Genomic DNA, 22,081 nt, shown 5'->3' with positions numbered 1-22,081 from the left:
GCCGCCGGCGCCCGCCCCGGCTAGGGCCGGCGCGCCGGCTCCACCGCGCCGGGCGCCTCGGGGCCCAGCACCCGGTAGCGCTCCAGCAGCGCCTGCTGGCGCGAGGCCAGCGGCGCCTGGCGCCCGCCGATCCACATGGCCAGCGGCCGGCTCGACAGCTCGAGCGGGTCGCCGCTCCAGAGCACCAGGTCGGCCACCACGCCCTCGGCGACGCGGCCGCCCGGCAGGCCGTAGGCCTCGGCCACGCCGGCGGTGACGCCGCGCAGGGCCAGCGCCCACGGCAGCCCGTGGGCCACGGCCAACCCGGCCACCTGCCGCAGCGTCCTGGCCTGGTGCGGCTCGCCGGCCATGCCGCGCGGCGCGATCAGCACCGGCACCCCGGCGGCCGCCAGCAGGGCCGCGTTGTCGGACCGCGCGCCCAGCTGATCGAAGGAGGCCGGCAGGTCCTCCTGCGGGTCGAGCAGCACCGGCACCCGCGCCTCCGCCAGCTCCCGCGCCACCAGCCAGGCCTCGGCCCCGCCGCGGACCACCAGCCGGAGCTTCCACTCGCGCGCCAGCGCCAGGGCGGCCAGCAGGTCGGAGACCCGGTCGGCCTCCACCACCAGCGGCAGCTGCCCGGCCAGCACCGGCTGGAGCGCCTCCAGGTCCAGGCGGCTGGCCGAGACGCGGCGCAGCCTGGCCCCGTCGAAGTCGGACCGCCTGGCGGCGTAGGTGCGGGCGTCGTCGAGCAGCTCGCGCAGCCGCTGCAGCGCCGCGCCGCGGGTGGAGTGGAGGGCCTGGGCCCCCGCCACGCCGAGGCTGGCCGCCAGGCCCACCGAGGCCACCCGCACCTGGCCGTCGGTGCCCACGAAGGCGGCCTGGCCGGACACCAGCCCGCCGCCCGGGAAGGCCACCGCGCCGGTCAGGCCGCCCTGTCGGGCCACCGGCAGGAGGGCCGAGGCGGGGTTGACGCTGTCGGCGGCGCGCAGCGCGGCGCGCACCGGGTCGGGCGCCGCCGCCCCTTCGCCGCCGGGGCCGAGGTCGCGCGCGCCCTCCTCGCCCGAGACCTCCTCCAGGCCCAGCGTGGAGACCGGGTCGAGCAGGCCCGGGGAGAGCACCAGGCCGCGGCCGTCCACCTCGCGGCAGCCGGTCGGGGCGGCCAGGCCGGGCGCCACCCGGGTGATCCGCTCTCCCTCCACCACCACGGTGGCCTCGCCGGGCGGGCCGGCGCCGCCCACCACCCGGGCGCCGGTGATGGCCAGGCAGCGGTCGGCCGTGACCGGCAGCGGGGCCGGGCAGGGGACGGCGCCGCCGTCACACGGGGCGGCCGGCGCCGGCGCCCCGGCGGGCCTGCCCGGCAGCGGCGGCGCGGCGGCCGGCGCCTGGCGCGGCTCGCGCAGCTCGAAGTCGCTCGGCGACAGGCCGGCGCGGACGTCGTAGGCCAGCAGGCCGTCCAGGTAGACCTGCTCGGCGCGGGCGTAGACCGAGAACGGGTGCCCGCTCCAGACCACCACGTCGGCCATCTTGCCCGGCTCGAGGGAGCCGGTCTGGCCGTCCACCCCCAGGACCCAGGCCGCGTCCAGCGTCACCCAGCGCAGCGCCTCCTCGTCGGAGACCGGGACGCCGGCGGCCCGCGCCGCCCACATGGCCTTGGCGGCCTCCTGGCCGAGCCGCTGCCCGACCACCGGGGAGTCGGACTGGATGGTGGCCCGCCCGCCGGCGCGGGTGGCCAGCCCGGCGTTCTCCGGGATGCCGTCCCAGGCCTCCAGCTTGTAGCCCCACCAGTCGGCGTGGGTGGCGGTGGCCACGCCGCGCGCCGCCAGCAGGTCGCGCACCTTGTAGGCCTCCAGCGCGTGGTGGAAGGCGCGGATGCGGAAGCCCAGCTCGTCGGCCACCGCCAGCATGGCCGCCAGCTCGTCGGCCCGGTAGCAGTGGATCTGCACCAGCACCTCGCCGCGCAGCGCGGCGGCCAGCGTCTCCAGCTTGAGGTCCCGCCTGGGCGCCGGCCCGGCCGCCGCGCCCGCCTCGGCCTGCTTGGTGCGCCACTCCTGCTGGCGCGCCTGGTAGTCCTGGGCGTCGAGGAAGGCCTGGCGGAAGAGCGACACGTTGCCCATGCGCGTCTGCGGGGCCTGCTTCTTCCCCTCGCCGTAGATCCGCCGCGGGTTCTCGCCGCAGGCCATCTTGAGCGAGTCGGGGGCGCCCGGGAAGCGCGCCTCGGCGGCGCTGCGGCCAGGGCGCAGCTTCACCGGCAGGCCGCGGCCGCCCACCAGGTTGGCGCTGCCCGGCAGGACCAGCGCCGAGGTGACGCCGCCCGCCAGGGCCCGCCCCAGGGCCGCGTCCTGCGGCCAGTAGGCGTGCTCGGCCGAGGCCTCGGCGGTGATGGGGGAGGTCATCTCGTTGCCGTCGGAGTGGGCGAAGGACTCCGGCTGGCCATAGACGCCGAGGTGGGTGTGGGAGTCGACCAGGCCGGGCGTGACGAACCGGCCGGTCAGGTCCAGCTCGCGGGCGCCCGGCGGGGTGGCCACGGTCGCGCTCGGGCCGACCGCGGTGATGCGGCCCCGCTCCAGCACCACCGCACCGTCCGGGATGGCCGGCCCGCTGGCCGGCAGCACCGTGGCGTGGCGCAGCACCAGCGCCTGCGGCTGGCGCGGCACCGGGCCGACCAGCGGGGACGGGGCCGCGGGAGGCGCGGCGACGGGCGCTGGCGTGGCGCAGGCGGCGAGGGCCAGCGGCGCCGACAGGGCGAGGAGCGCGGCGAGCGGCGCGAGGCCGCGGCGGGGCGAGGGCATCCGGGGAGTGTAGCGAGGCCGCGGGCCCGGCGCTGTACGCTGGGTCACATGGGGGGCGGCGGGGACGGGCCGAGGTCGGGGTCGGGGCAGCGCCCCTTCCTGCCCCTCGGCGCTCCTCGTAGGATGCCATCCCCCGGAGCCCACCATGACCTCCCTCGCCCTGGCAGCGCTCGCCGCCCTCACCCTCTCCACCCCAGCGACCGCCCTGGCCCCGTCGGCCCGCTCGCCCCGCGTCGAGGCGTTGGTCGCCGCGGTCGAGCCAGCCCGCCTGCTGGCCACGGTGACCAGGCTGGCCGCCTTCGGCACCCGCCACACCCTCTCCGACACCCGCTCCGAGGTCCGCGGCATCGGCGCGGCGCGGCGCTGGCTGGCGTCCGAGGCGCGCGCGCTGGCGGCCCTGCCGGGGTCGCGCCTCCAGCCCTTCGACGACCGCTTCACCGCCCCGCCGGAGCGGCGCATCCCGGCGCCGGTGGAGCTCTGGAACGTGGGCGTCCTCCTGCCCGGCACCGACCCGGCCCGCGCGCGCGAGGCCATCGTGCTCACCGCCCACTACGACAGCCGCGCCACCGATCCGATGGACGCCACCTCCGACGCCCCCGGCGCGGTGGACGACGCCAGCGGCGTGGCCATGCTGCTCGAGCTGGCGCGGGTCCTGGCGACGGACCGGCCGGCGGTGGCCGTCTACCTGGTGGCGGTGGCGGGCGAGGAGCAGGGGCTGACCGGCTCGACCCACCTGGCCAGGCGCCTGGCCGCCGAGGGCCTGGCGGTGCTGGCCATGGTGAGCGTGGACACGGTGGGCAACGTGGCTGGCCAGGACGGCGTGCGCGACGACGTGGCGGTGCGGGTCTTCAGCGAGGGGGTGAGCCCGCTGGAGGGCGAGGCCGCCCGGAAGCTCCGCGAGGCCATCGGCGGGGAGAACGACGGCGCGGCCCGCGAGTGGGCCCGCTACCTGGAGCGGATGGCCGAGCGCCACGTCGAGAACCTCGACCTGTGGGTCATGCTGCGGCGCGACCGGATCGCCCGGGGCTCCGACCACCTGGCCTTCGCAGGCCAGGGGGTGGCGGCGGTGCGGCTCACCGAGGCGCACGAGCACTACGACCGCCAGCACCAGGTGCCCCGGCTGGAGGCCGGGCGCGCCTTCGGCGACACGCCGGCCCACTTCGACGCCGCCTACTGCGCCAAGGTGGGCCGCGGGCTGCTGGCGGCGGTGGCCACGCTGGCCGCCGCGCCGGCGCCGGTGACCGGCCTCACCCTGGGTGGGGCCGTCAGCCCCGACACCCGCCTGCGCTGGACGCTGCCGGCCGATCCGCGGGTGGCCGGCCTGGTGGTCTACCGCCGGCGCGCCGACGCGGTGACCTGGCAGCGCGCCACGCTCCACCCCCGCGCTGCCTCCCTGGTGGTGAAGGGCGTGGTGCCGGACAGCCACGTCTTCGCCGTGGCCACCGTGGACGCCGAGGGGAACGAGGGGATCCCGGTCCACCCGTCGGCGCTGGAGTGACGGCTCCGCCCGGCGCCCGCGCCCTGCGCGGGGCGCGGGCCGGTGCGGAGAGCGCCCCGGTCGGCCCCTAGAAGCCCAGCCCGAGGCTGAGGCCGGCGCCGCTGACCGGCGAGGCGCCGCGGATCGAGAAGGTGTTCCACCAGTACTCGGCCTGCAGGCGAATGCTCACGGTGGAGAGCCGCCCGACGATGACCCCGCCGGCGGCGTAGGGCTGGAAGCCGTTGCCGCCGCCTGCGCCGTAGTTCACCCAGGCGTAGCGGACACCGGCGCCGGCGTACGGCGAGAGCGTGGTCCGGCTGAACGGGTAGGCGGCGCCGAAGCCGGCGGTCACCTGCTTCACGTCGGCGCCCCAGGCGCCGTCGAACGCCAGGTCCACCAGGAAGTCGCGGGTGTCGTAGGCCCAGAAGAGGCCGGCGCCGGTGCCGTGGCCGGAGGCGCCGGCGCCGCGCGGCCAGACCATGCCGAGCCGGAAGCCGGTGCTGCGGGCCGCCTCCACCCGCTGCACCGGCCGGGACTCCTTCTGCGTCACGGTGTCGAGCTCGGCCACGGCGGCGGCCGACCGGCCCCTGGCGTAGCCCTTGGCGAGCCGCTCCAGGGCCGGGTCGAGGTCCGCGGCGGAGTCGGCCGGCATGTCGTCGTCGTGCACCAGCGCGCCGCTGGCGGCGTCGTACACGGTCAGCCGGGAGCGGAGCACCGTGCCCAGCCCCACCACCCGGACCACGGCGGCCCGGCTGGCGCCGGCGGCGCGGGCGGCCGCGGCGGCCTCGGCGCCGCTGGCCTCGGCCTGCTGCCCGCCCGGACCCTGGACCAGGCGCACCTCCAGGCCGGCGCGGGCCAGGTGGTTGCGCAGCACCTCCGAGGTGGCGGCCAGCGTGCCCTGGTCCACGTTGACGCCGGTGGCCGGCAGGAGCGCCAGCACCTCCGCGGCCTGGGCGGTCAGCGGGGCGGCCAGCCCGAGCAGCGCCAGGGCGAGGGCGGGGAGGGTGGCTGACGGCATGGCGGCTCCAGGGGTGGGCGGGCCGCGGCGGCGCGACCACCCCGCAGTGTGCCGCTGGCCGGCGGCGACGTCGAGGCGGAACCGCCCCCGCTCCCGGCCCGCCGGCCGGCTCAGGGGCCCGGGGTGGAGGTGAAGCTCCACTGGTAGACCAGCTGTCCGTTGTCGGCGCTCGCCGAGGCCTGGAGGCCGTCGGCGGAGACCTGGGGCACCCAGTCCGGATCGGCGTCGCGCACCATGTCGAGCCAGGTGACGGTGGTGGTGTGGGAGGTGACGGTGGTGCGCCCCTCGGGGTCGACGCAGGTGAGGGTGTAGCTGGCCTGGTGGCCCGAGCCCCCGCCCATGTAGGCGCGGTGGAGCCGCCCGCTGATCACCTGCGGGCTGAAGGTGAGCACGCCCGCCTGCAGGCCGTCGTCGCTCCAGGCGTCCTGGCCGGCGTAGGTGCAGTCGTCCACCGTGCCGGAGATCGCCCAGGTGAACTGCCCGTGGGCCAGGCGGAAGAAGGGCTGGCCCGCCATGTCGTAGGCGGGGTCGCGCAGGAACTCCACCGCGGCGGTGATCCGCTCCATCGGGCCGGGCAGGGCGGCCTGGCTGGTCACCGCGGTCACCGTGCCCTGCCAGCGGTAGCAGCCGATGTTGCTCACCCAGAGGCGCGGCAGGTGCCCCTCGGGCTTCAGGCGGTGGCCCTTCCTGGGGGCGCTGTCGCCGAAGGCGATCATCAGCTCGTCGAGCCGGGCGCCCGGGTCGTCCTGGCAGGCGATCAGCCCGCCCGGCGCAGGCGAGGCCGCGGGCCGCTGCCAGGAGCCGTCGCGCAGCTCCAGCAGCCGGGTGGCCACGTCGAGGAAGCGCATGGGGTCGTCACCCGCGGTCGAGTCGGGGATGAGGAAGGTGGAGCCGTCGACGTCGGTGAACTCGATCAGGGGGTAGGTGAGGCCGTCGTAGAAGTAGAGCTGGCGAGCCGTCGGGTCGGGCAGGGTGAGGTGGTGGTAGCGGGTGGCCAGGTGCTGCACCGCCGCCTCCAGCTCCAGCTGCAGCTCGCCGCCGGCCATCCGCACCTCGGTGGGTGGGACCTCGCTGGCCCTGGCGCCGAGCTCCAGGCCGTCCGCCGCCCAGAAGCCCGAGGCGGGGTCGCGGTTCCAGGCCAGCTCCATGAACGGGCCCCACTGGAAGTTGAAGCCGATGCCCATCTGGAAGGCGTGGTCCACCGCGGCCAGCGCCTTCTCCCGCTGGAAGTTGTCGAAGGCCCGGCGCACGAAGTCGCGGGTGCCGAGCCCGCGGGTCATGCCCTGGAAGAAGAGGTAGCTGGCGTAGGCGTGCATGGAGTCGGCGTCGTCGAGCGACAGGTCGGGCCGGTCCAGGAAGTGGCTGGTGTACTCCTGCTCGGTGTCGACGTCGGGGTAGACGTCGTCCTCCGCCCAGGTGGCGATGCCGTCGAAGATCCACTGCGCCTGCGAGTACCGCTCGGCCTGCGCGTAGCTGTCCTGGGCCGAGTGGGTCATCTCGTGGGCGGCGCTCTGGAAGAGGCCCGGGGGGCTCTTGCCCGTGAGCGGCAGGCCCTCCTGGAGCTGGATCCAGGAGGGGGAGGGGGGCCGGAGGTAGGGCTGCTCGACGCCGGAATCGGCCAGGCCCCGCGCGATGATGATGTTCAGCTTGCCGCGCACCCCGTGGAAGTCGGCGCTCGGCACCAGGGCGTCGGCCAGGATGGGCAGGTGGTCGGCCCTCCACACGGCGAGGAGGCCGGGCCAGATCCTGGCCTCGATCTCGTCCCGGAGCGCCGTGGCCGTGGCCAGGCCTCCGGCCAGGTCGCTCAGGTAGTAGACGGCCACGTGCGCGCCCACCACCCACCGCCACTCCGGGGCGGCGGGGGCCGCGGCGGCCGGCCGCGCGCCGGCGGCCCCGGGCGACGGGCGCTGGCGGAGCGAGTACCAGCTGCCGGGGGCGATGGCCGGGAGCAGGAAGGGGCGCACCACCTGCTGGGCGGCCGGCGAGAGGGTGGGGAACTCCTCGGCCACGAGCTTCAGGGCGCCCGTGCCCGAGGGGCCGCGCTCGCCGCCCTGGTAGGCCGCCGGCAGCCGCGCGTCGCCGTACACCGAGAAGGCCAGGTACTGCGCGGCGGTGTCGCGATCGAGGCGTCCCTCCGCCAGCGCCCGGCGGATGAGTCCGGTGCTGGTGGTGGGGGTGGGCAGGGCGGCGGGCTGGCGCACCTCCACCAACAGGTCGACCGAGGCGGTGGCCCCGGCGCCGTCCCCCACCGTGAGCGTGAAGGTGAGCGCCTCGCCGGCCGCGTCGACGGCCGGCGCCAGGAAGCCGGGGCGAGGGGTGTCGGCGCCGGTGAGGGTCACGGCCGGGCCCGCCGCCTGCGCCCAGCGCCAGGTGGCGACGGCGCCCGCGGGCGAGAGGGAGCGCGTCCCGTCCAGCGAGACCTGGGCGCCGCCGGCCACCGTGAGGTCGGGGCCGGCGTCCGCGGTCAGCGCCGCCGCCGCGGTGGCGCACTGCCCCCCGCGGCACGCGCCGTTCAGGCAGTCGGCGGCGCCGCCGCAGGCCTGGCCGTTCGGACAGGCCGGACAGGTCCCACCGCAGTCCACGCCCGTCTCGCCGGCGGAGTGCAGGCCGTCGCCGCAGGCGCTGCGGTCGGTGGGCAGGCAGGCCCCCGCCGAGCAGGTGCCGCCGGCGCAGCTCGCCCCGTCGGGAGCGGTGGGCTGGGAGCAGGTCCCGGTGGCCTCATCGCAGGCGCCGGCCAGGTGGCAGGCGTCGATCGCGGCGCACACCACGCCGGCGCACCGGCCGGGCGGCGGCTGGTCCGGGGAGCCCGAGGAGCAGGCGGAGGTGGCGAGAGCCAGGATCCACGGTGCGGCCAGGAACAGCGCGCGGGTGGCGGACATGGTGTTCCCCCGGTGCGCCTCGGGCGGGCTCCAGCTGGCGCTCGAGTGGAGCGGTGGCGTGCCGGGCGCGGTGGCCCATGTGAGCCTCCCGTTCGACGCTGTGTCGATACCATGAGCAGGCGAGCGACGATTTGAAGCAGCCCGGATGGTGCGGGCCCCGCCGGGGGGCTCCCCACTCTCCGCCCCCTTTTCCGGCCCGGACCGCCGACAATGGTCGGCAGGTTCGGAGTTCACCGGGGGTGAGGCCATGGGTCGATCGGCGAAGCGTCTCCTCGGGGTCCTGGCCGGCGCCCTGATCGCGCTCCTCTCGGCGAGCGGCTGCTCCGGGGGCAAGGAGTCCGGTCCGGCCACGCCGCCGGTCACGGTCACCATCACCACCGACGCGCAGCTCGTCGCGGTGGACGACGGCACCGGCTGGCGGCGGCTGGCGCCGGCCTCGCCCTCCGACGGCGCCGTCTACACCTTCGAGGCGGCGGGGCGGTACGGCGTGGCGCTGGTGGCGCCCGACGCCCAGGTGCGGCTCTACCAGCTCACCACCGGCGAGGTGACCTCGATCCGGCGGGTCTTCGAACCGCCCGCCCTGACCTACGCCTTCCTGTCCGGCACGGTCTCCAACCTGGCGCCCCCGTACTACTCGATGCTGGTGACCAACCAGGTGAACAGCTCCACCAGCGGCTCGCCGCGCACCTTCAGCAACTTCCCGATGCTCCCGGGCACCCTGGACTTCATGGGGGTCGAGTTCTCCCCGGACTTCTCCACCCGGAGCCGCTTCCTGTTCATCCGCCGGGACCTGTCGGGCGACACCTCCCTCGGCGGCGTGGAGGCCGACTTCGCCGGCGCCGCGCCCTTCGCCACCGTGCCGGCGACCGCGGTGGGTGGGCGGCTCGCCAGCGGGCTGCTGACCCGGAACGGCACGCGGGTCCAGCTGGGGGAGCTCGACGCCGGCACGGCCGGCCCGCTGCTCCTCCCGTCGGCCGGGCTCCTGGCGGGCGACCAGCTCTGGCTCCAGGGCTCGCTCACCGACGGGGGCCACACCCAGTGGCACAAGAACCTCGACGCCCGCGCGCCGCCCGCCGAGGTGACCATGGACTTCACCGGGATCACCCGGTACGCCCCGACCTTCGCCCAGGCGACGCGGAGCTTCACCGGCCTGGCCTACGCCGCGCCGGCGCGCTGCCCACCCTTCGTCGGCGACCTGCTGGTGGCGGCGCACCAGGGGACGCCGTACGCCATCTGGTACGCCTGGGTCTCGAAGGAGTGGCTCGGCAGCGCCACCAGCTACGCCCTGCCGGATCTCTCGGGAGTGGCCGGGTGGAACGCCGCCTGGACCTTCCCGGCCGCGGGCGGCTCCGTCAACCTGGCCACCCTGCGCTGGCTGTCGACCACCCCGCTGCAGCACTTCCTGGAGCGCGACGTGGACTTCTACGAGGTGAACCGCGGCGTGCCCGTGCCGGGGCTCGACCTGCTCATCTCCGGGGCGGACGACATCGACATCTGAGGGGTGGACGGTCCGGCCGAGGCATCGTACCATCGGTACGTGCGCTCCCGCCCTCCTGCCTGGCCGCTGCTCCTCCTGGCCTTCACCATGTGCCCGGGCATCTCCAGGCACGAGCTGGCCTGCGAGGAGGCCAAGGCCCACCTGATGGCCTGCTGCCCAGGGTTCTCGGGGGCCATGCTCTCCTGCGACGACACCTCCGACGAGCTCATGGGCTGCGACGACGTCGGCCTCGACCTGGCCGACGCCCGCTGCCTCACCGGGCGGAGCTGTGAGGTCCTCGTCGAGTCCGGGGCCTGCGCCCGCGCCGAGGCGAGCCTGGACACCCTCCCCACCACCTCCCCGTGGACCCCGGTGTGCCTGCCGTGAGGGCCCTGGCCGCCGCGCTCGCAGTCACCCTGTGGCCCGTCGCCCGCGCCCAGGAGCCGGCCGAGGCGCCGCGGCCCGCCCCGGTGCTGGCGCCCCCGCCCTCGCAGCAGGACCTCCCGGCCCCGGCCCGCTCGACGGCCTGGCGCGCCTCGCTCACCGCGGCGGGGGGGTGGGAGTCGGCGCGGCTGCAGGAGGTCCCCTTCTCCGGCCCGGCCATCGAGGTCGGGGTGCTGCTGGCGCCGCGCGAGCTCCCCGGCGACGGCTTCCGGGTCCGCATCGGGTTCCACCTGGCCGGTCGCGTGGCGGAGACGCCGCAGGGGCTCGCCGGGTACCAGGGGAGGATGGGCACGCTCCTGGGCGTGGAGCACGGGCGGTTCGGCCTCGCCGCCGGCCTGGACTGGGTCTGGGTGGACGTCAGGCGGGCCACCTCAGGCTCGATGCGGGCGTACGACCTCGCCCTCCACGCCGCCGGGACCGTCGAGCTCGTGCGGCTCGACGGGGGTGCCCTCTTCGCCGAGGTGGCCGGGTCGGCCGCCAACGCCACGCGCCAGGACACCCTGGCGCTGCTGCTCGGCTGGCGCTTCCACCTGAACTGAGGCCCGGCCGGACGACCCTGGCGGGCTTCCCCGCAGGGGCTGGTCGAGGCGCCTCCGAACGGTCGGCGAACGTCCGTGCCGCGCGGCGCCGGCGCCGGCCCACCTGGAAGGCCGCGTCTTCCTGCCGCTCCGGCCCGTGGCGTGGCGCGTGCACTGCTGGCCGCGAGGACCTGGCTCCCGTCGCAGGCCCGGCCAGCACCACCCAACTTCACCAGCACACAAGGAGGGCACATGGAAATGCCCAGTCTGCACCAGCTTGCCTTGATGACCGCCCTGGGGCTCGGCGCCTGCACCACCACGGCGCCCGCGCCGGAGCTTCAGGCCCAGGCCACCGACACCCAGGCGGACGACGACCTGGCCGAGGCCGGGCTGCGGGAGCACCACCGCCACCAGCACCGCGGCGGCGTCACGCAGTTCATCGCCATGAGCCTCGACACGCTCGATCCGGACGACGCCCAGCGCCCGCAGGTGCTGCAGCTCCAGCGGGACATGTACGTGTGCATGGCGCCCGCTGGCGCCATCCAGCAGCGCCTGCACCTGACGCTCGCCGAGGGCATCACCGCCGGGGCCGTCGACCTGGCCAAGGTCGACGGGATCCTCGTCGAGCTGGACGCGGCCGACGCCGGGGTGCGCACCTGCAGCGTCGGGGGGCTGAACCAGCTCCACGCGCTCCTCACCCCGGCCGAGCGCGGCGAGCTCGCCGAGAAGGTCCAGGCCCACTACGAGGTCTGGCGCGAGGCCACCAACGAGGACGGCGCGGCCAGCCGGGTGCGGGGCGGCCGCCTGGCGCGCCTCACCGTCGACCTGGGCCTCTCGCCGGACCAGGTCGAGAAGATGTCGGCGGCGCTGCACACCGCGCTGGCCGGCCGCGCCGGCACCTACGACCGCGCCAAGGTGGACCCGGCCATGGTCGAGTTCGCCCAGGCCTTCGAGCGCCCGACCTTCGACGCCACGGTGACCCTCCCGTACGCCAACGGCCGCCTGGGGAGCCACGGGGCCTCGCGGATGGCCATCTTCTACGAGACCGTGACCCCCATGCTGTCGCCGGAGCAGCGCGTCGTGCTGGCCGCGCAGGTCCGGGCGCACGCCGGCCAGCACCCCACCATCTCAGCCAAGTGAGGAACCCATGACCCGAACGCTCGAACGGATGTTGAAGGGCGCGCTGCTGGCCGGTGCCATCGCCGGTTGCCTGGCGGCCTCCCCGGCGCAGGCGCAGATCCAGGTGCGGATCAACACGCCGCCGGCCTGGTTCATCGCCACCACCCGGCCCGTCTACCACGACGGCCACGCGTCCTACTGGTACGGGAACCGCTGGCACTACCGCGAGGGGCGGTCCTGGCGGCAGTACCGCCAGGAGCCCAGCCAGCTGCGGGATCACCGCCGGAGCCACCGCAACGACCGGCACCGCTACGGCCGCGATCGCGACGGCGGGTACGGCCGCGACCACGGTCGCCGGTAGTCGCCGGTCTCGAGGGCGCTCCCGGTGCCGGGGGCGCCCTCTGTCCGCGGCCGCTAGGTCGGCTGCCCGTGCGGGTGGCCGCCCGGGTGGCCGGCTGGGTGGCCGCCGGGGTGGCCGTGCATCTGCGGCATCTTCATGCCCAGGAAGGAGAAGTGCTCCTGGTAGCCCTTCATCATCTCCTGGAAGGCGCTCAGCATGTAGCGGCGCTTGAAGCCGTCCGGCAGGCGCATCACCTCGTGCATCTTCTGGGCGTAGAAGGTCATGTAGCACTGGCCGAGCGCCACCATGACCTCCTCCAGCGTCATGTCGAAGGGCTCGATGATGGGCGTGGCCAGGTTGTACTTCGACCAGTCGGTGACCCGGACCCGGTCCTTGAACTGCTGGTAGATGGGCGTGAACGGCATGGGCGTCAGCACCGGGAAGACCGCGATGTCGGGGTTGACCCGGATGGCCTCGGCGATGGTGGCCTGCACCGACTTCCAGGTCTCCAGCGGGCCGCCGATCATGAACGACGCCTCGGTCATGATGTCGTGCTGCCGCGCCAGGTCCACGGCGCGCTTGTTCTGGTCCACGCTGGTGCCCTTGTTGAGCGTCACCAGCATCTCGTCGGTGCTGCCCTCGGCGCCGAGGTAGAGGTGGATCACCCCGGCCGCGCGGTACTTCGGGAGGATGGCCTCGTCGCGGATGATGTCCTCGACCCGCGTCTCCATCAGCAGCCGGACGTTCATCTTCTCGGCGATGAGCAGGTCGAGGAGCTTCTCCCAGCGCACCGGGTCGTTGGTGGGGTAGGGGTCGATGAGGGTGATGAACTCGACGCCGTGCACGTCGACGAGCTGGTGCATCTCCTCGATGACGTTCCTGGGATCGCGCGCCCGCCAGTCGCCGCGCCAGAACTGCCGGTGGCTGCAGAAGGAGCAGCCCATCATGCAGCCGCGCGAGGTGAGCATCGACGCCATGCGCCCCCACGGCTCGATGTTGTAGTGGTAGTCCTTCCAGTCGAGCAGGTGCCAGGCCGGCTTGAGGGTGTTCAGGTCCTGGATGTGCGGGCGGAGCGGGGTGGCGACCACCTGGCCGTCGCGGACGTAGGCGATGCCCATGACGCCGGCGACGTTCCCCGAGGGGAGGGCGGCCACCAGCTCGGGCAGCGTCTCCTCGGCCTCGCCGCACAGCACGAAGTCCACCCGGTTGGCCGGGTCGGCGAAGATCTCCTGGTACATGAAGGTCGGGTGGGGCCCGCCGATCATGGTGACGATGCGGGGGTCCACCTCCTTGGCGACCGTGAGCGCCTGCAGGGCGGCCGGGACCGTGGCGGTGCTGATGGCGCCCGTCACCGGCAGGTAGTCGAGCGTCACCACCACGTCGGGCTTGAACGACGCCACCTCGGCGCGGATGTCCTCGAAGGTGGTGTACTTGTTCATCGCGTCGTAGATGCGGCACGTGTGGCCGGCCTGCTCGGCGGTCCCCGCCAGGTAGGCGAGCTGGAGCGGCGGCCACGTCCCGATGACCTGGACGCCCCAGCACAGGTAGGGCGGGCCGATGAAGAGGATCCTGCTCATGTGGCGCGTGTCCGTTCGGTTCGAGGTGAGGAAGGCACGTCCTGAGGGGTAACGTCGACGTCACTCGGACGCCATGCCGCTGGTCTATGGGACTGTCGACCCGCTGTCCTGGAGCAGAGAGTTTGCTTACACAAGTCGAGGCGCCGAGGCTGGGGAGGGGGCGGAGCCTCGCACGGCGCCGGGAGCCGCGGCAAGTGGCTCCGGAGGGCCCGGTCGGTCAGGGCAGCACGAGCCAGGCGGTCAGCGGGAAGGAGACCGCCCCGGCCAGCGTGGAGAGCAGGATGGCGGCCGAGATCCGCTGCGGCGCCGCGTCGAAGCGCTGCGCGAAGACGAAGGCGTAGGCCGCGGTCGGCAGGGCGGCCACCAGCGTGCCGGAGGCCACCCAGTCCGGGCCGAGCCCCGCGCCGGACAGGAGCGCCCAGGCGAGCAGCGGGTAGGCCACCAGCTTGGCCGCCACCAGGCCGGCCACCGGCCCGAGGCCCTCCCCGAGCCGCTGGCCGGCCAGCGTGCCGCCCAGGGCGAAGAGGGCCACCGGCCCGGCGGAGCCGCCCAGGAAGGTGAGGAGCCGATCGACCGGGCCCGGCAGCCGAGCCCCGAGGAGGCCGAGCGCCGCGCCCGCCGCCACCCCGAGGACGATGGGGTTGAGGAAGGTGGCCCGGGCCAGCACACCGGCCAGGGTGCGGGAGGCGCCGGCGCGCGGGTGGCCCAGCCCCATGCAGGCGAGCCCCAGGGGCATCAGGATGCCGGCCTCGGCCAGGATGGCCATGGCGATGGGCCCGGTGGCCCGCTCCCCCACCACCGCCAGCATGAGCGGCACGCCGAGGAAGGCCTGGTTGCCGCCGGTGGCCGCCTGGGCGTGCGAGCCGGCCACCGCCAGGCCGGCCCGCCCGCGCCGCAGGGTGAGCAGCGCCACCGCCGAGAAGACGGCCAGCCCGGAGGCCAGGATGGCCGCGAAGAAGCGCGGCTCGAAGGCCTGGCCCAGCGGCTGGCGGGCCAGCATGCTGGTCATGAGCGCCGGCAGCGCCAGGTTGAAGGCGTAGGCGGCGAAGGCCGAGAAGCCCTGCGGCGACACCAGCCGGAGCCGCGCCGCGGCGAAGCCGAGCGCCACGACGGCGAAGATGGGGGCGCTGGCCAGGAAGAACTGGAGCATGGTGGTCGGAGCGGGCCCTCCCCCTGGGCGGCGGACGGCCTCGGCGAGGCCCCTGCCTCTATCACGGCAGGCGCTCGATGGCCCCGACGTCCGGGCCGCCCCCGGCCGGCCGCGAGGTCCCCACCTGGTCCACGTCCGTGGCGCCGAAGACCCCCGAGGTCCAGGTGGTGGAGGTGGTCTCGACGTTGGGGCCGAAGGGCCCTGCGGGGAGCGAGGCCCAGAAGAAGTCGCCGAGCTGGACCGCCCCGAGCCGGTCGCCGATGGCCTCCTCGAGCCCTCGCCAGAAGGCGATCCAGGCCGCGTTCTCGGGGTTGGAGGGCCAGGTCACCCCGGGGCCGTGGAAGGTCACGCCGGTCGGATCGGGCAGGCTGGCGCCGAAGTCCGCGCCGAGCTGGTCGCCGTAGCGGGCGCGCACCTGGGCCAGGACCTGGGCCAGGAAGTCGTCGGTCGGCCCCACCTGGGTGTAGTCGGCGGTGGTGGTGCTCACCTCGTACGGGTAGACCGGGATCCGATCGACCGCCAGGCCGACCGGCCGGTACCAGAGCACCACCGGCGCCCCCGGATCGACGCCCGCGGAGGTGACGTCCGGAGCCAGGGCCGGCGCGGCCAGGTCGAGGACGGCCGCGGCCTCGACGCGGTCCTGGTCGCCCGGCTTGGGCCAGTGGCGCCGCGACAGCGTCCCCCACCACGGCGCCGGCACCAGCATCTGCGAGAAGTCGAGCCGGCCGACCAGGTTGAAGCCCTCGCTGTGGAAGTTCACCAGCGAGCCGGTGAAGAGGTCGTCCGCGGCGCCGCCGCGGGTGTTGCCCACCACGATGCTCTGGCGCAGCTGCATCGACTCGACCACGTGGGCGTCGCCGATGGTGGCGCCCACGCCGCCGCCGCCCATGTTGGGCTTGCCGCGGAACACCGCCGGCACGCCCGTCACCACGTTGCCGGTGATGGTGCAGGCGGTGGCGGCCAGCCAGCCGTTCGACAGGTAGACCCCGCCGCCGCGGTAGTAGTACTGGGCGCGCGCGTCCTCGGCGACGTCCGGGTGGTCCTCCACCACGTTCCCGGCCACGGTGCAGCCGAGGAGATCGAGGCCCATCATGTTCCCGGGGCCGCCGCCGTCGCTGTAGACGCCGCCGCCGTAGGCGTGCTGGCCGGTGACGCGGTTGCCCGTCACCGAGCTGCGCGAGAGCCAGGTGGCGCCGGTCTCCACGCCGCCCACCGAGTAGATGCCGCCGCCCGCCGCGCCGAAGCCCCGGGCGGCGTTCCCGCCCACCACCGAGTCCTCCAGGACCACCGAGTCGGCGTACAGGCCGCCGCCGAAGGCGCCGCGGTCGCGGCTGGCCAGCAGGTCGCCCGAGGCGCGGTTCCCGGCCACGGTGCAGCGACGCAGCGTGGCCTGGCCCCACACCGCCAGCCCGCCGCCGCGCCCCAGCGTGAAGGGCTGCGCGGGGTCCGCCAGCGGCTCGGCCAGGGCGTGGCCGCCGCGGACGGTGACGTTGTCCAGGGTGAGGTCGCCGAGCACCGCCAGGACGCGGGCCGGGCTGGCCTCGCCGCCGCTCCACGCCAGCGTCACGCCGTGCGGGAGGGCGCTGGCGTCGATGGTCAGGGCCTTGGCCGCGTAGAGGGCGGAGCGGCCGTAGTCTCGGGCGAGGAAGCCCTGGAAGGTGAAGGCGCCGGCCGCGAAGGTGTAGACCTCGCCCTTGAGCAGCGAGTGGGGCTGGCCCACCAGCGACAGCGCGATGACCTGGCCGTCGAGCGCCGGGGCGAAGGTGATGGTGCCGCCCGGGTCGAGCCGGGCCAGGGCCTCACGCAGCGTCAGCTTGCCGGGCGGCGGCGGGTCGACGTCGGCGGTGGAGTTCACCACCAGGGCGGCCGTGCCGGGTGGCGTGGTGCCGAAGAAGTCCACGGCGCCGCGGTTGGTGCGCCCGCCCACCGAGGCCACCGCCCGGTAGTAGTAGGTGGCGCCTGGCTCGAGCTCGCCCAGGGTGGCGCTGGTGGCCCGCGCCGCCCCGCCGGCCGGGACCGGGACGCGCGGCGTCTCCAGGGCCGCCGCGAGCGAGGGCTCGGTGCCCCACTCGAACCAGGCCAGGCCGGCCTCGCCGCCCACGGTCACCTGGCCGTGGATGGTGGCGACGGTCTCGCCGATGCCGTCGGGGCCGGCGGTGTGGACCAGCGGCGCTGCGGTGGAGAACCAGAGCTGGGCGCCCCGCACCGCCGTGCCGCCCTGGGCGGCCACGACGCGGAAGGAGTAGGTGACGCCGGGGTCGAGCCCGTCGAGCACGAGCGAGAGGGGGGTGGACGTCGCCCCCGCCGCGACCGCCACGGGGGCCGAGGTGGCGCCGCCGGAGAGGAGGTCGGGGCCCCACTCGAACCAGGCGGTGGTGGCCGAGGGCGAGGTGACGACGGCGTGCAGCGTCGCGCCGGTGTAGCCGACGCCGTCGGCGGGGAGGGTGGTCGCGGTCGGCGGCGCGGGCTGGCTGCCGCCGCCGCCGCAGGCGCCCATGGCGAGGGCCAGCGCCGCGGTGAGGGCCGCCTGGATCCCGGTTCGGCTGGACATGTCTCCCCCTTGGAGGCGGCGCGGCGAGAGACCGCGCCCGGTTCGAGCCGACCAGCTATCGGCCAACCCGAACCATGCGTCCTTGACGGGGGTCAGGCGACGGGGCGACGGGGTGAGGCCGCGGCGGCGGCCCGCCCGCGGGCGTCCGGGGCCGTGGCGCCGCTACCGGCCCGGCGTGAACGCCGCCAGCCGGGCCCGCACCTTCCCGAGCGGGGAGCCGAACTCCGCGGCCACGGGGAGCCTGGCCGGGCCGGTGGCGATCCAGAGGGAGACGGGCACGCGGAGCGGGCGGGCGCCGGCCCGGTGGAGCTCGCCGTCCAGCCGCAGGGCCTCGAACCGCCCGGCCGGCGTCGTGACCTGCTCGGTGCCGGCGCCGACGCGCCCCGAGACGCGCCAGGCGCTGGTGGCGCCCACCGCGTCGAAGCAGAAGGCGGCGCCCGGCCGGAGCACGGCGGCGCGCAGGTACGGCAGCGCCGAGGCGAAGTCGAGGAGCCCAGGGCCGCGCCGGTAGGCGCTGCTCCCGGCCCGGCCGTCGGCGCGCCAGTCCAGGCGCACCGCGAGCGCGCTCCGGGCCAGGTCGGCGTCGGTGGAGCGCCGGCCGCCGGCGCCCTCCTGCTCGTCGTGGAACCAGCCCGGCCGCAGCGTGGCCTCGCCGAGCGCGGAGCGGGCGCGGAAGGTGGTCCGGCCCAGGATCGTTCGGTGGCTGGCCTCGACGGTGACCGGGAGCGTGCCGTCGGAGGCGGGGGCCAGCACCACGAAGGTGGCCTGTCCGCCGGTCTCCGCGCCGGCCAGGCCCACCTGGTACGACAGGACCTCCCCCGGCGCGAAGGGCCGCGTCGCGGCCAGCGCAGGCAGATCGCAGCCGGCGGCGGCGAGGATCAGGGCGAGGGCGGTGGGGGCGAGCATGGCGTCCACGGGAGAGACGCCGGGCCCGCCGCGGGCATTCAAGGCCGATCTGGTCTCCGAAACGGGAGCGGCCCGGAGCCGAAGCCCCGGGCCGCCGTTCGGTCCATGAGGGCCGCGTGGCCCTCGCCTAGCCGGGGGGCAGCTTGGTGGCGAGGAACTCGTACCCGGACGAGCAGGTGACGGCGCTGAACGGGATGTCGGCGACGTTGCAGGTTCCCGACTCGCGCGCGACCTCGAAGGTCAGCTCGAGCCGGGCGTCGTCGACGCCGACCAGCTCGCCCTGCACCCGGCGGTGGATGCGGAGCAGGCAGTCGGTGCCGAAGGGGCCGGCCAGGTAGTTGGCCTCGACGGCGACCGCGATGGTGTTGCCGGTGAGGGTGGCCGTCGGCAGCGAGACGAGCGGGGCGCCCGAGTCGTTGGCGAGGTTGAAGGTCACGGCGGAGCCGGCGACCGCGATCCCGATGACCTTGGCAGGGTCCTGGTACGCGGCCAGGATGCCGCACTGGTCGACGGGGCGGAGGGCGGTGGTGGTGGCCCCGGACAGGTCGTAGGTCCCGGTGCTGAGGGTGAAGACGGTCTCGTCGGTGCTGCCGCAGGCGGCGAGCGCCAGCAGCGGGGCGGAGAGGATGAGCGAACGGAGGTTCATGGTGGTCTCCCTGGCCTAGAAGCCGGCGGCCTTGGCCTTCTGCTGCACGGTGGCGTCCTTCTTCAGCGGCTCCACCACCTTGACGTCGGCCTTCTTGACCGCGGCGGCGGTGGCGGCGGCCTTCTTGGCCACGGCGGACGCCTTGGCCTTGGCGGCGTCCAGCTGGGAAGAGGCGGAGGCGGCGGCGTCCGCGGCGGCGGCCTCGAACTCCGTCAGCTTGGCCTGCAGCGCCGTCTGGGCCTGCTCGAGGACCGTGACCTTGGCCTCCGCGGCGGCCTGCGCGACCTTGAGGGCCGCCAGCTCCGCCTGCGCCTTGACCGCCTCGGCCTTGCACACGGCGAGATCCGCCGTGGCCTGCTGGCCGCAGCCGGCCAGTGTCCCGGCCAGCGCGATGATGATTGCGAGCGTCTTCATGTTCTCGACTCCTCTTGCGTGAGCTGGATCCGGCCTGGCAGCGCGTGGCGTGCCGGGGCCGACGTGGATCGGCGCGGACCTGGTTGCGGACGGCACCTGCCGACGGGCGACCACACCGACTCCCGGTGTGGCGTCGACGGCGGCGGCCAACCTAGCCGAATCGTCCCGGTGACGGAAGCGGTCCGAACGGGCGGACCCCCCGGGCCGGCCGGGGCGGGCCGCGCCACGCCCCGTTTGTCCAGGTCTCCGCCCAGCCGGCGCGAGGCAAAGTGACTCAGCGTATCACCTGCCCGGGAGGGGCCATGCTCAAGGGATTCAAGGACTTCATCGCGCGCGGAAACGTCATCGACCTCGCGGTCGGCGTCATCATGGGCGGCGCCTTCGGCGCCGTCGTCTCGTCGCTGGTCGCGGACGTCATCACCCCGGCGCTGGGGATGGCCTTCGGCAAGCCGGACTTCTCGGGCATCACGCTCGGGTCGATCATGGTCGGGAAGTTCCTCAACGCCATCATCGCCTTCCTGCTGGTGTCGATCGGCGTCTACTTCTTCATCGTGTTGCCCATCAACAAGCTCAAGGGGCCGCCGCCGCCCGTCCCACCGCCCGGCCCCAGCGCCGAGGAGAAGCTGCTCGTCGAGATCCGCGACCTGCTGGCGCGGCGGTAGCGTCCCGGCCCCTCCCGCCACCCCCGCCGCCCGCGGGGGGGCGGCGCCAGTCGCGCCCGCCTCAGCGACCCGTGCCGTACTCGAGCGACTGGAGCTCGAACTCGCCGTAGCTCCAGGCGCCGCTGGCGGGGTGCCACCAGGTCTCGGCCCTGCGGGGAACCCGGGCCGGGCCCACCCGCGCGTGGTCCCGCGCCGGCGTGGTCCAGCGCGTCGGCGCCGCGGTGCTGCCGTCGGGCGAGGGGGTGCGGTCGTCGGAGGAGAAGTCCACCAGCTCGGCGGCGTCGTTGAAGTGGAGCGTCGCGGCGATGGTGTTGGCGCCCAGGGTGTAGCGCACCCGCGCGGTGCGCCCGTCGAGGGGCTCCCAGGTGACCGAGGGGCGCACCAGCTCGCCAGGAGCGAGGACGCAGAGGTCGTTGAAGAGCGTCACCGTCTCCGACCGGGTGAGCACCGGGCCGCGGGCGTCGACCATGGTCTTCAGCGAGAGCAGCCGGACCCGCATGGTCGCGCCGCGCTCGTCGAAGACGTGCAGCACGTCCACCGGGAGCCCCTTCATCACCGCGTCCATGAGGAAGAAGCGGCGCGGGGGGTCGAGGGTGTCGAGCTGGTCCGCGGTGAAGGCCATCCAGGGCTGGTCCGGCCCGGCGCGGATCCTGCCAGTCCAGGTGGCGCGGAAGCTGTGCACCCGGGGCTGGCCCACCACCCCGGCGGCGCGGACGTAGCGCCGCACCGGGTCGGGGAGCCCGGCCAGATCGGCCTCCGTCAGCACCTCGCCGGGGCGGGCCGGTGAGGCGAAGGCGAGGTGGCGCCGGTACTCCGCCGGGAGGCTCCACGGCCCCTGGTGCGCGAACCCCCAGGCCACCGCGAGGAGCAGGAGGAGGTTCGGGAGGGAGCCGAACCTGGCGTCGCTCCAGCTGGAGACGATGACCACCTGCGAGGCGACCAGGGCCACCGCGCCCACCGCCCACCACCAGCGCGGGGCCAGCGGCAGCAGCGCCGCCGTGGCCAGGGTGAGGGCGCCCGCCGCCAGCCAGGCCACCCCCCACGGCCGGGAGATCGGCTGCGTGAGCTGCGGCAGCTCGGCCAGGCCGAAGCCTTTGGCGAAGCCGAGCAGGTGGAGGAGGCCATGCAGGCCGAGGACGACCAGGAAGGCGGTGCGGATCATGGAAGGGCCCCGTCGCGGCGGGGCGGTGGGTGCCCGCCGCGATCGGGGCAAAGCCTACGCCTGGCCCAGGGGCGCGGGGTGGCGCTTCTGGTCGCAGCCGCCCCACGGGCCGCTGGGGAGCGCGGCGTCGCGGCCCGCCAGGTCCGCCTGGGGTCGGCTCCTGCGGCCGCACCCGGCGCGGCACGCCGCCAGGCCGTCAGTCGATGAACTTCGAGAAGACCAGGTCGGTGCCCTTGGCGCCGCCGGCGTGGCACTCGTAGCAGCCCTTCACCACGTCGACCCCGAGCGGCTTGCCGTCCGGGCCGAACGCGTTGAACCACCACCCGCCGGTCTGCTTGGCCGCCTCGTCCTTCTTCATGTAGGCGTCCATGATCTTCTTCCCCTGCGACAGCATCGCGCCGTCGGTGCCGACCTCGTAGAAGGAGGTGACGAACTCGGCGCCCTTGGGGAAGGGCTTTCCGCCGCGCAGCGCCTCGAGCGCGGCCGGGTTGGCGTAGGTGTTGTGGAAGCCGTAGAGGCCGTGGCTCTTGTCGGTGATGACCATGGACTTCACGTGGCCCCAGGTGCGGTAGCCCTTGGGGAGCTCGTGGTGCATGGCGAGGACCTGGAAGGCGACGAGCGCGACGGCGAGGGCGGCGACGGCGACGGCGGTGCGGCGGAGCATGTGGTTCTCCTGGGAAGCGCCGGACTGGGCTGGCGCGGGTTCACCAGGGCAGACACCGGGGGAGAGACGGGCGCGACAGGAGGCCCCGGAAGGAGTGGACGGCGAGGGCGACCTCGACGGCGACCTCGACCGCGACCCGGCGGCCCCCTCACCCCGGCCCTCTCCCCCAGCAGGCTGGGGGAGAGGGAGTGCGGGTTCCCGCGACCTCGATCCCGACCCCGATCCCGATCCCGATCCCGACCTCGATCCCGATCCCGATCCCGACCTCGATCCCGACCCCGACCCCGACCCCGACCCCGACCCCGACCC

The 22,081-nt window shown here is 75.4% G+C and carries 18 protein-coding genes; 7 read left to right on the top strand and 11 right to left on the bottom strand.

Annotated features, from left to right (window positions below):
* Positions 1–20: 20 nt before the first annotated feature.
* On the bottom strand, positions 21–2,768 hold the full coding sequence (locus IPO09_09975; GenBank protein MBK9517663.1) for an amidohydrolase family protein: 2,748 nt from the start codon (positions 2,766–2,768) through the stop codon (positions 21–23).
* A gap of 145 nt (positions 2,769–2,913) precedes the next feature.
* On the opposite strand from IPO09_09975, the gene IPO09_09970 reads away from it, so the two are divergent.
* A complete protein-coding gene (locus tag IPO09_09970; GenBank protein MBK9517662.1) occupies positions 2,914–4,266 on the top strand; it encodes a M20/M25/M40 family metallo-hydrolase in 1,353 nt (450 codons plus the stop codon).
* 67 nt (positions 4,267–4,333) lie between these two features.
* Here IPO09_09970 and IPO09_09965 read toward each other — a convergent pair whose 3' ends face one another.
* Positions 4,334–5,263, bottom strand: coding sequence for a hypothetical protein (locus tag IPO09_09965; GenBank protein MBK9517661.1), 930 nt, complete (start codon positions 5,261–5,263; stop codon positions 4,334–4,336).
* 110 nt (positions 5,264–5,373) lie between these two features.
* A complete protein-coding gene (locus IPO09_09960) occupies positions 5,374–8,142 on the bottom strand; it encodes a hypothetical protein (GenBank protein MBK9517660.1) in 2,769 nt (922 codons plus the stop codon).
* 247 nt (positions 8,143–8,389) lie between these two features.
* On the opposite strand from IPO09_09960, the gene IPO09_09955 reads away from it, so the two are divergent.
* The 5 genes from IPO09_09955 (at position 8,390) to IPO09_09935 (ending at position 12,061) form a co-directional block, all read left to right on the top strand.
* On the top strand, positions 8,390–9,640 hold the full coding sequence (locus tag IPO09_09955; protein ID MBK9517659.1) for a hypothetical protein: 1,251 nt from the start codon (positions 8,390–8,392) through the stop codon (positions 9,638–9,640).
* A gap of 39 nt (positions 9,641–9,679) precedes the next feature.
* Positions 9,680–10,006 (top strand): hypothetical protein, encoded by a 327-nt coding sequence (locus IPO09_09950; protein MBK9517658.1) that lies wholly within the window; start codon positions 9,680–9,682, stop codon positions 10,004–10,006.
* Positions 10,003–10,602, top strand: a complete 600-nt coding sequence (locus IPO09_09945; protein MBK9517657.1) for a hypothetical protein — start codon at positions 10,003–10,005, stop codon at positions 10,600–10,602. The genes IPO09_09950 and IPO09_09945 overlap by 4 nt, the downstream gene beginning before the upstream one ends.
* A 231-nt stretch (positions 10,603–10,833) precedes the next feature.
* Positions 10,834–11,721 carry a hypothetical protein gene (locus IPO09_09940; GenBank protein ID MBK9517656.1) on the top strand — a complete coding sequence of 296 codons (888 nt, stop codon included), beginning with the start codon at positions 10,834–10,836 and terminating at the stop codon, positions 11,719–11,721.
* Positions 11,722–11,728: 7 nt separating this feature from the next.
* The gene (locus IPO09_09935; GenBank protein ID MBK9517655.1) at positions 11,729–12,061 is read left to right on the top strand and encodes a hypothetical protein; all 333 of its coding nucleotides are present in this window, start codon (positions 11,729–11,731) and stop codon (positions 12,059–12,061) included.
* 53 nt (positions 12,062–12,114) lie between these two features.
* Here the strand turns inward: IPO09_09935 and IPO09_09930 are convergent, their stop codons facing one another.
* From IPO09_09930 to IPO09_09905, 6 genes are all read right to left on the bottom strand, one after another.
* On the bottom strand, positions 12,115–13,617 hold the full coding sequence (locus tag IPO09_09930; GenBank protein MBK9517654.1) for a cobalamin-dependent protein: 1,503 nt from the start codon (positions 13,615–13,617) through the stop codon (positions 12,115–12,117).
* A gap of 217 nt (positions 13,618–13,834) precedes the next feature.
* The gene (locus tag IPO09_09925; protein MBK9517653.1) at positions 13,835–14,767 is read right to left on the bottom strand and encodes an AEC family transporter; all 933 of its coding nucleotides are present in this window, start codon (positions 14,765–14,767) and stop codon (positions 13,835–13,837) included.
* 61 nt (positions 14,768–14,828) lie between these two features.
* Positions 14,829–17,318 carry a hypothetical protein gene (locus tag IPO09_09920; GenBank protein ID MBK9517652.1) on the bottom strand — a complete coding sequence of 830 codons (2,490 nt, stop codon included), beginning with the start codon at positions 17,316–17,318 and terminating at the stop codon, positions 14,829–14,831.
* Positions 17,319–17,480: 162 nt separating this feature from the next.
* The gene (locus IPO09_09915) at positions 17,481–18,224 is read right to left on the bottom strand and encodes a DUF3108 domain-containing protein (protein ID MBK9517651.1); all 744 of its coding nucleotides are present in this window, start codon (positions 18,222–18,224) and stop codon (positions 17,481–17,483) included.
* Positions 18,225–18,351: 127 nt separating this feature from the next.
* A complete protein-coding gene (locus IPO09_09910) occupies positions 18,352–18,870 on the bottom strand; it encodes a hypothetical protein (protein MBK9517650.1) in 519 nt (172 codons plus the stop codon).
* Between the two features lie 15 nt (positions 18,871–18,885).
* Positions 18,886–19,284: a hypothetical protein gene (locus IPO09_09905; GenBank protein ID MBK9517649.1), complete on the bottom strand. Its 399-nt coding sequence runs from the start codon at positions 19,282–19,284 to the stop codon at positions 18,886–18,888.
* Positions 19,285–19,586: 302 nt separating this feature from the next.
* Between IPO09_09905 and mscL the strand changes: the two genes are divergently transcribed.
* Positions 19,587–19,946: a large conductance mechanosensitive channel protein MscL gene (gene mscL, locus IPO09_09900; GenBank protein MBK9517648.1), complete on the top strand. Its 360-nt coding sequence runs from the start codon at positions 19,587–19,589 to the stop codon at positions 19,944–19,946.
* A gap of 61 nt (positions 19,947–20,007) precedes the next feature.
* Here the strand turns inward: mscL and IPO09_09895 are convergent, their stop codons facing one another.
* Together IPO09_09895 and IPO09_09890 are read right to left on the bottom strand one after the other, a co-directional pair.
* Positions 20,008–21,108 carry a hypothetical protein gene (locus IPO09_09895; GenBank protein ID MBK9517647.1) on the bottom strand — a complete coding sequence of 367 codons (1,101 nt, stop codon included), beginning with the start codon at positions 21,106–21,108 and terminating at the stop codon, positions 20,008–20,010.
* A 196-nt stretch (positions 21,109–21,304) separates the two neighbouring features.
* Positions 21,305–21,772 carry a cytochrome P460 family protein gene (locus IPO09_09890; protein ID MBK9517646.1) on the bottom strand — a complete coding sequence of 156 codons (468 nt, stop codon included), beginning with the start codon at positions 21,770–21,772 and terminating at the stop codon, positions 21,305–21,307.
* Between the last annotated feature and the right edge of the window lie 309 nt (positions 21,773–22,081).

The sequence above is a fragment of the Anaeromyxobacter sp. genome (genome assembly GCA_016718565.1).
GTDB lineage: Bacteria > Myxococcota > Myxococcia > Myxococcales > Anaeromyxobacteraceae > JADKCZ01.
Note: the sequence above shows the minus strand (reverse complement) of the source record. Positions and strands in the feature narration are given on the sequence as shown.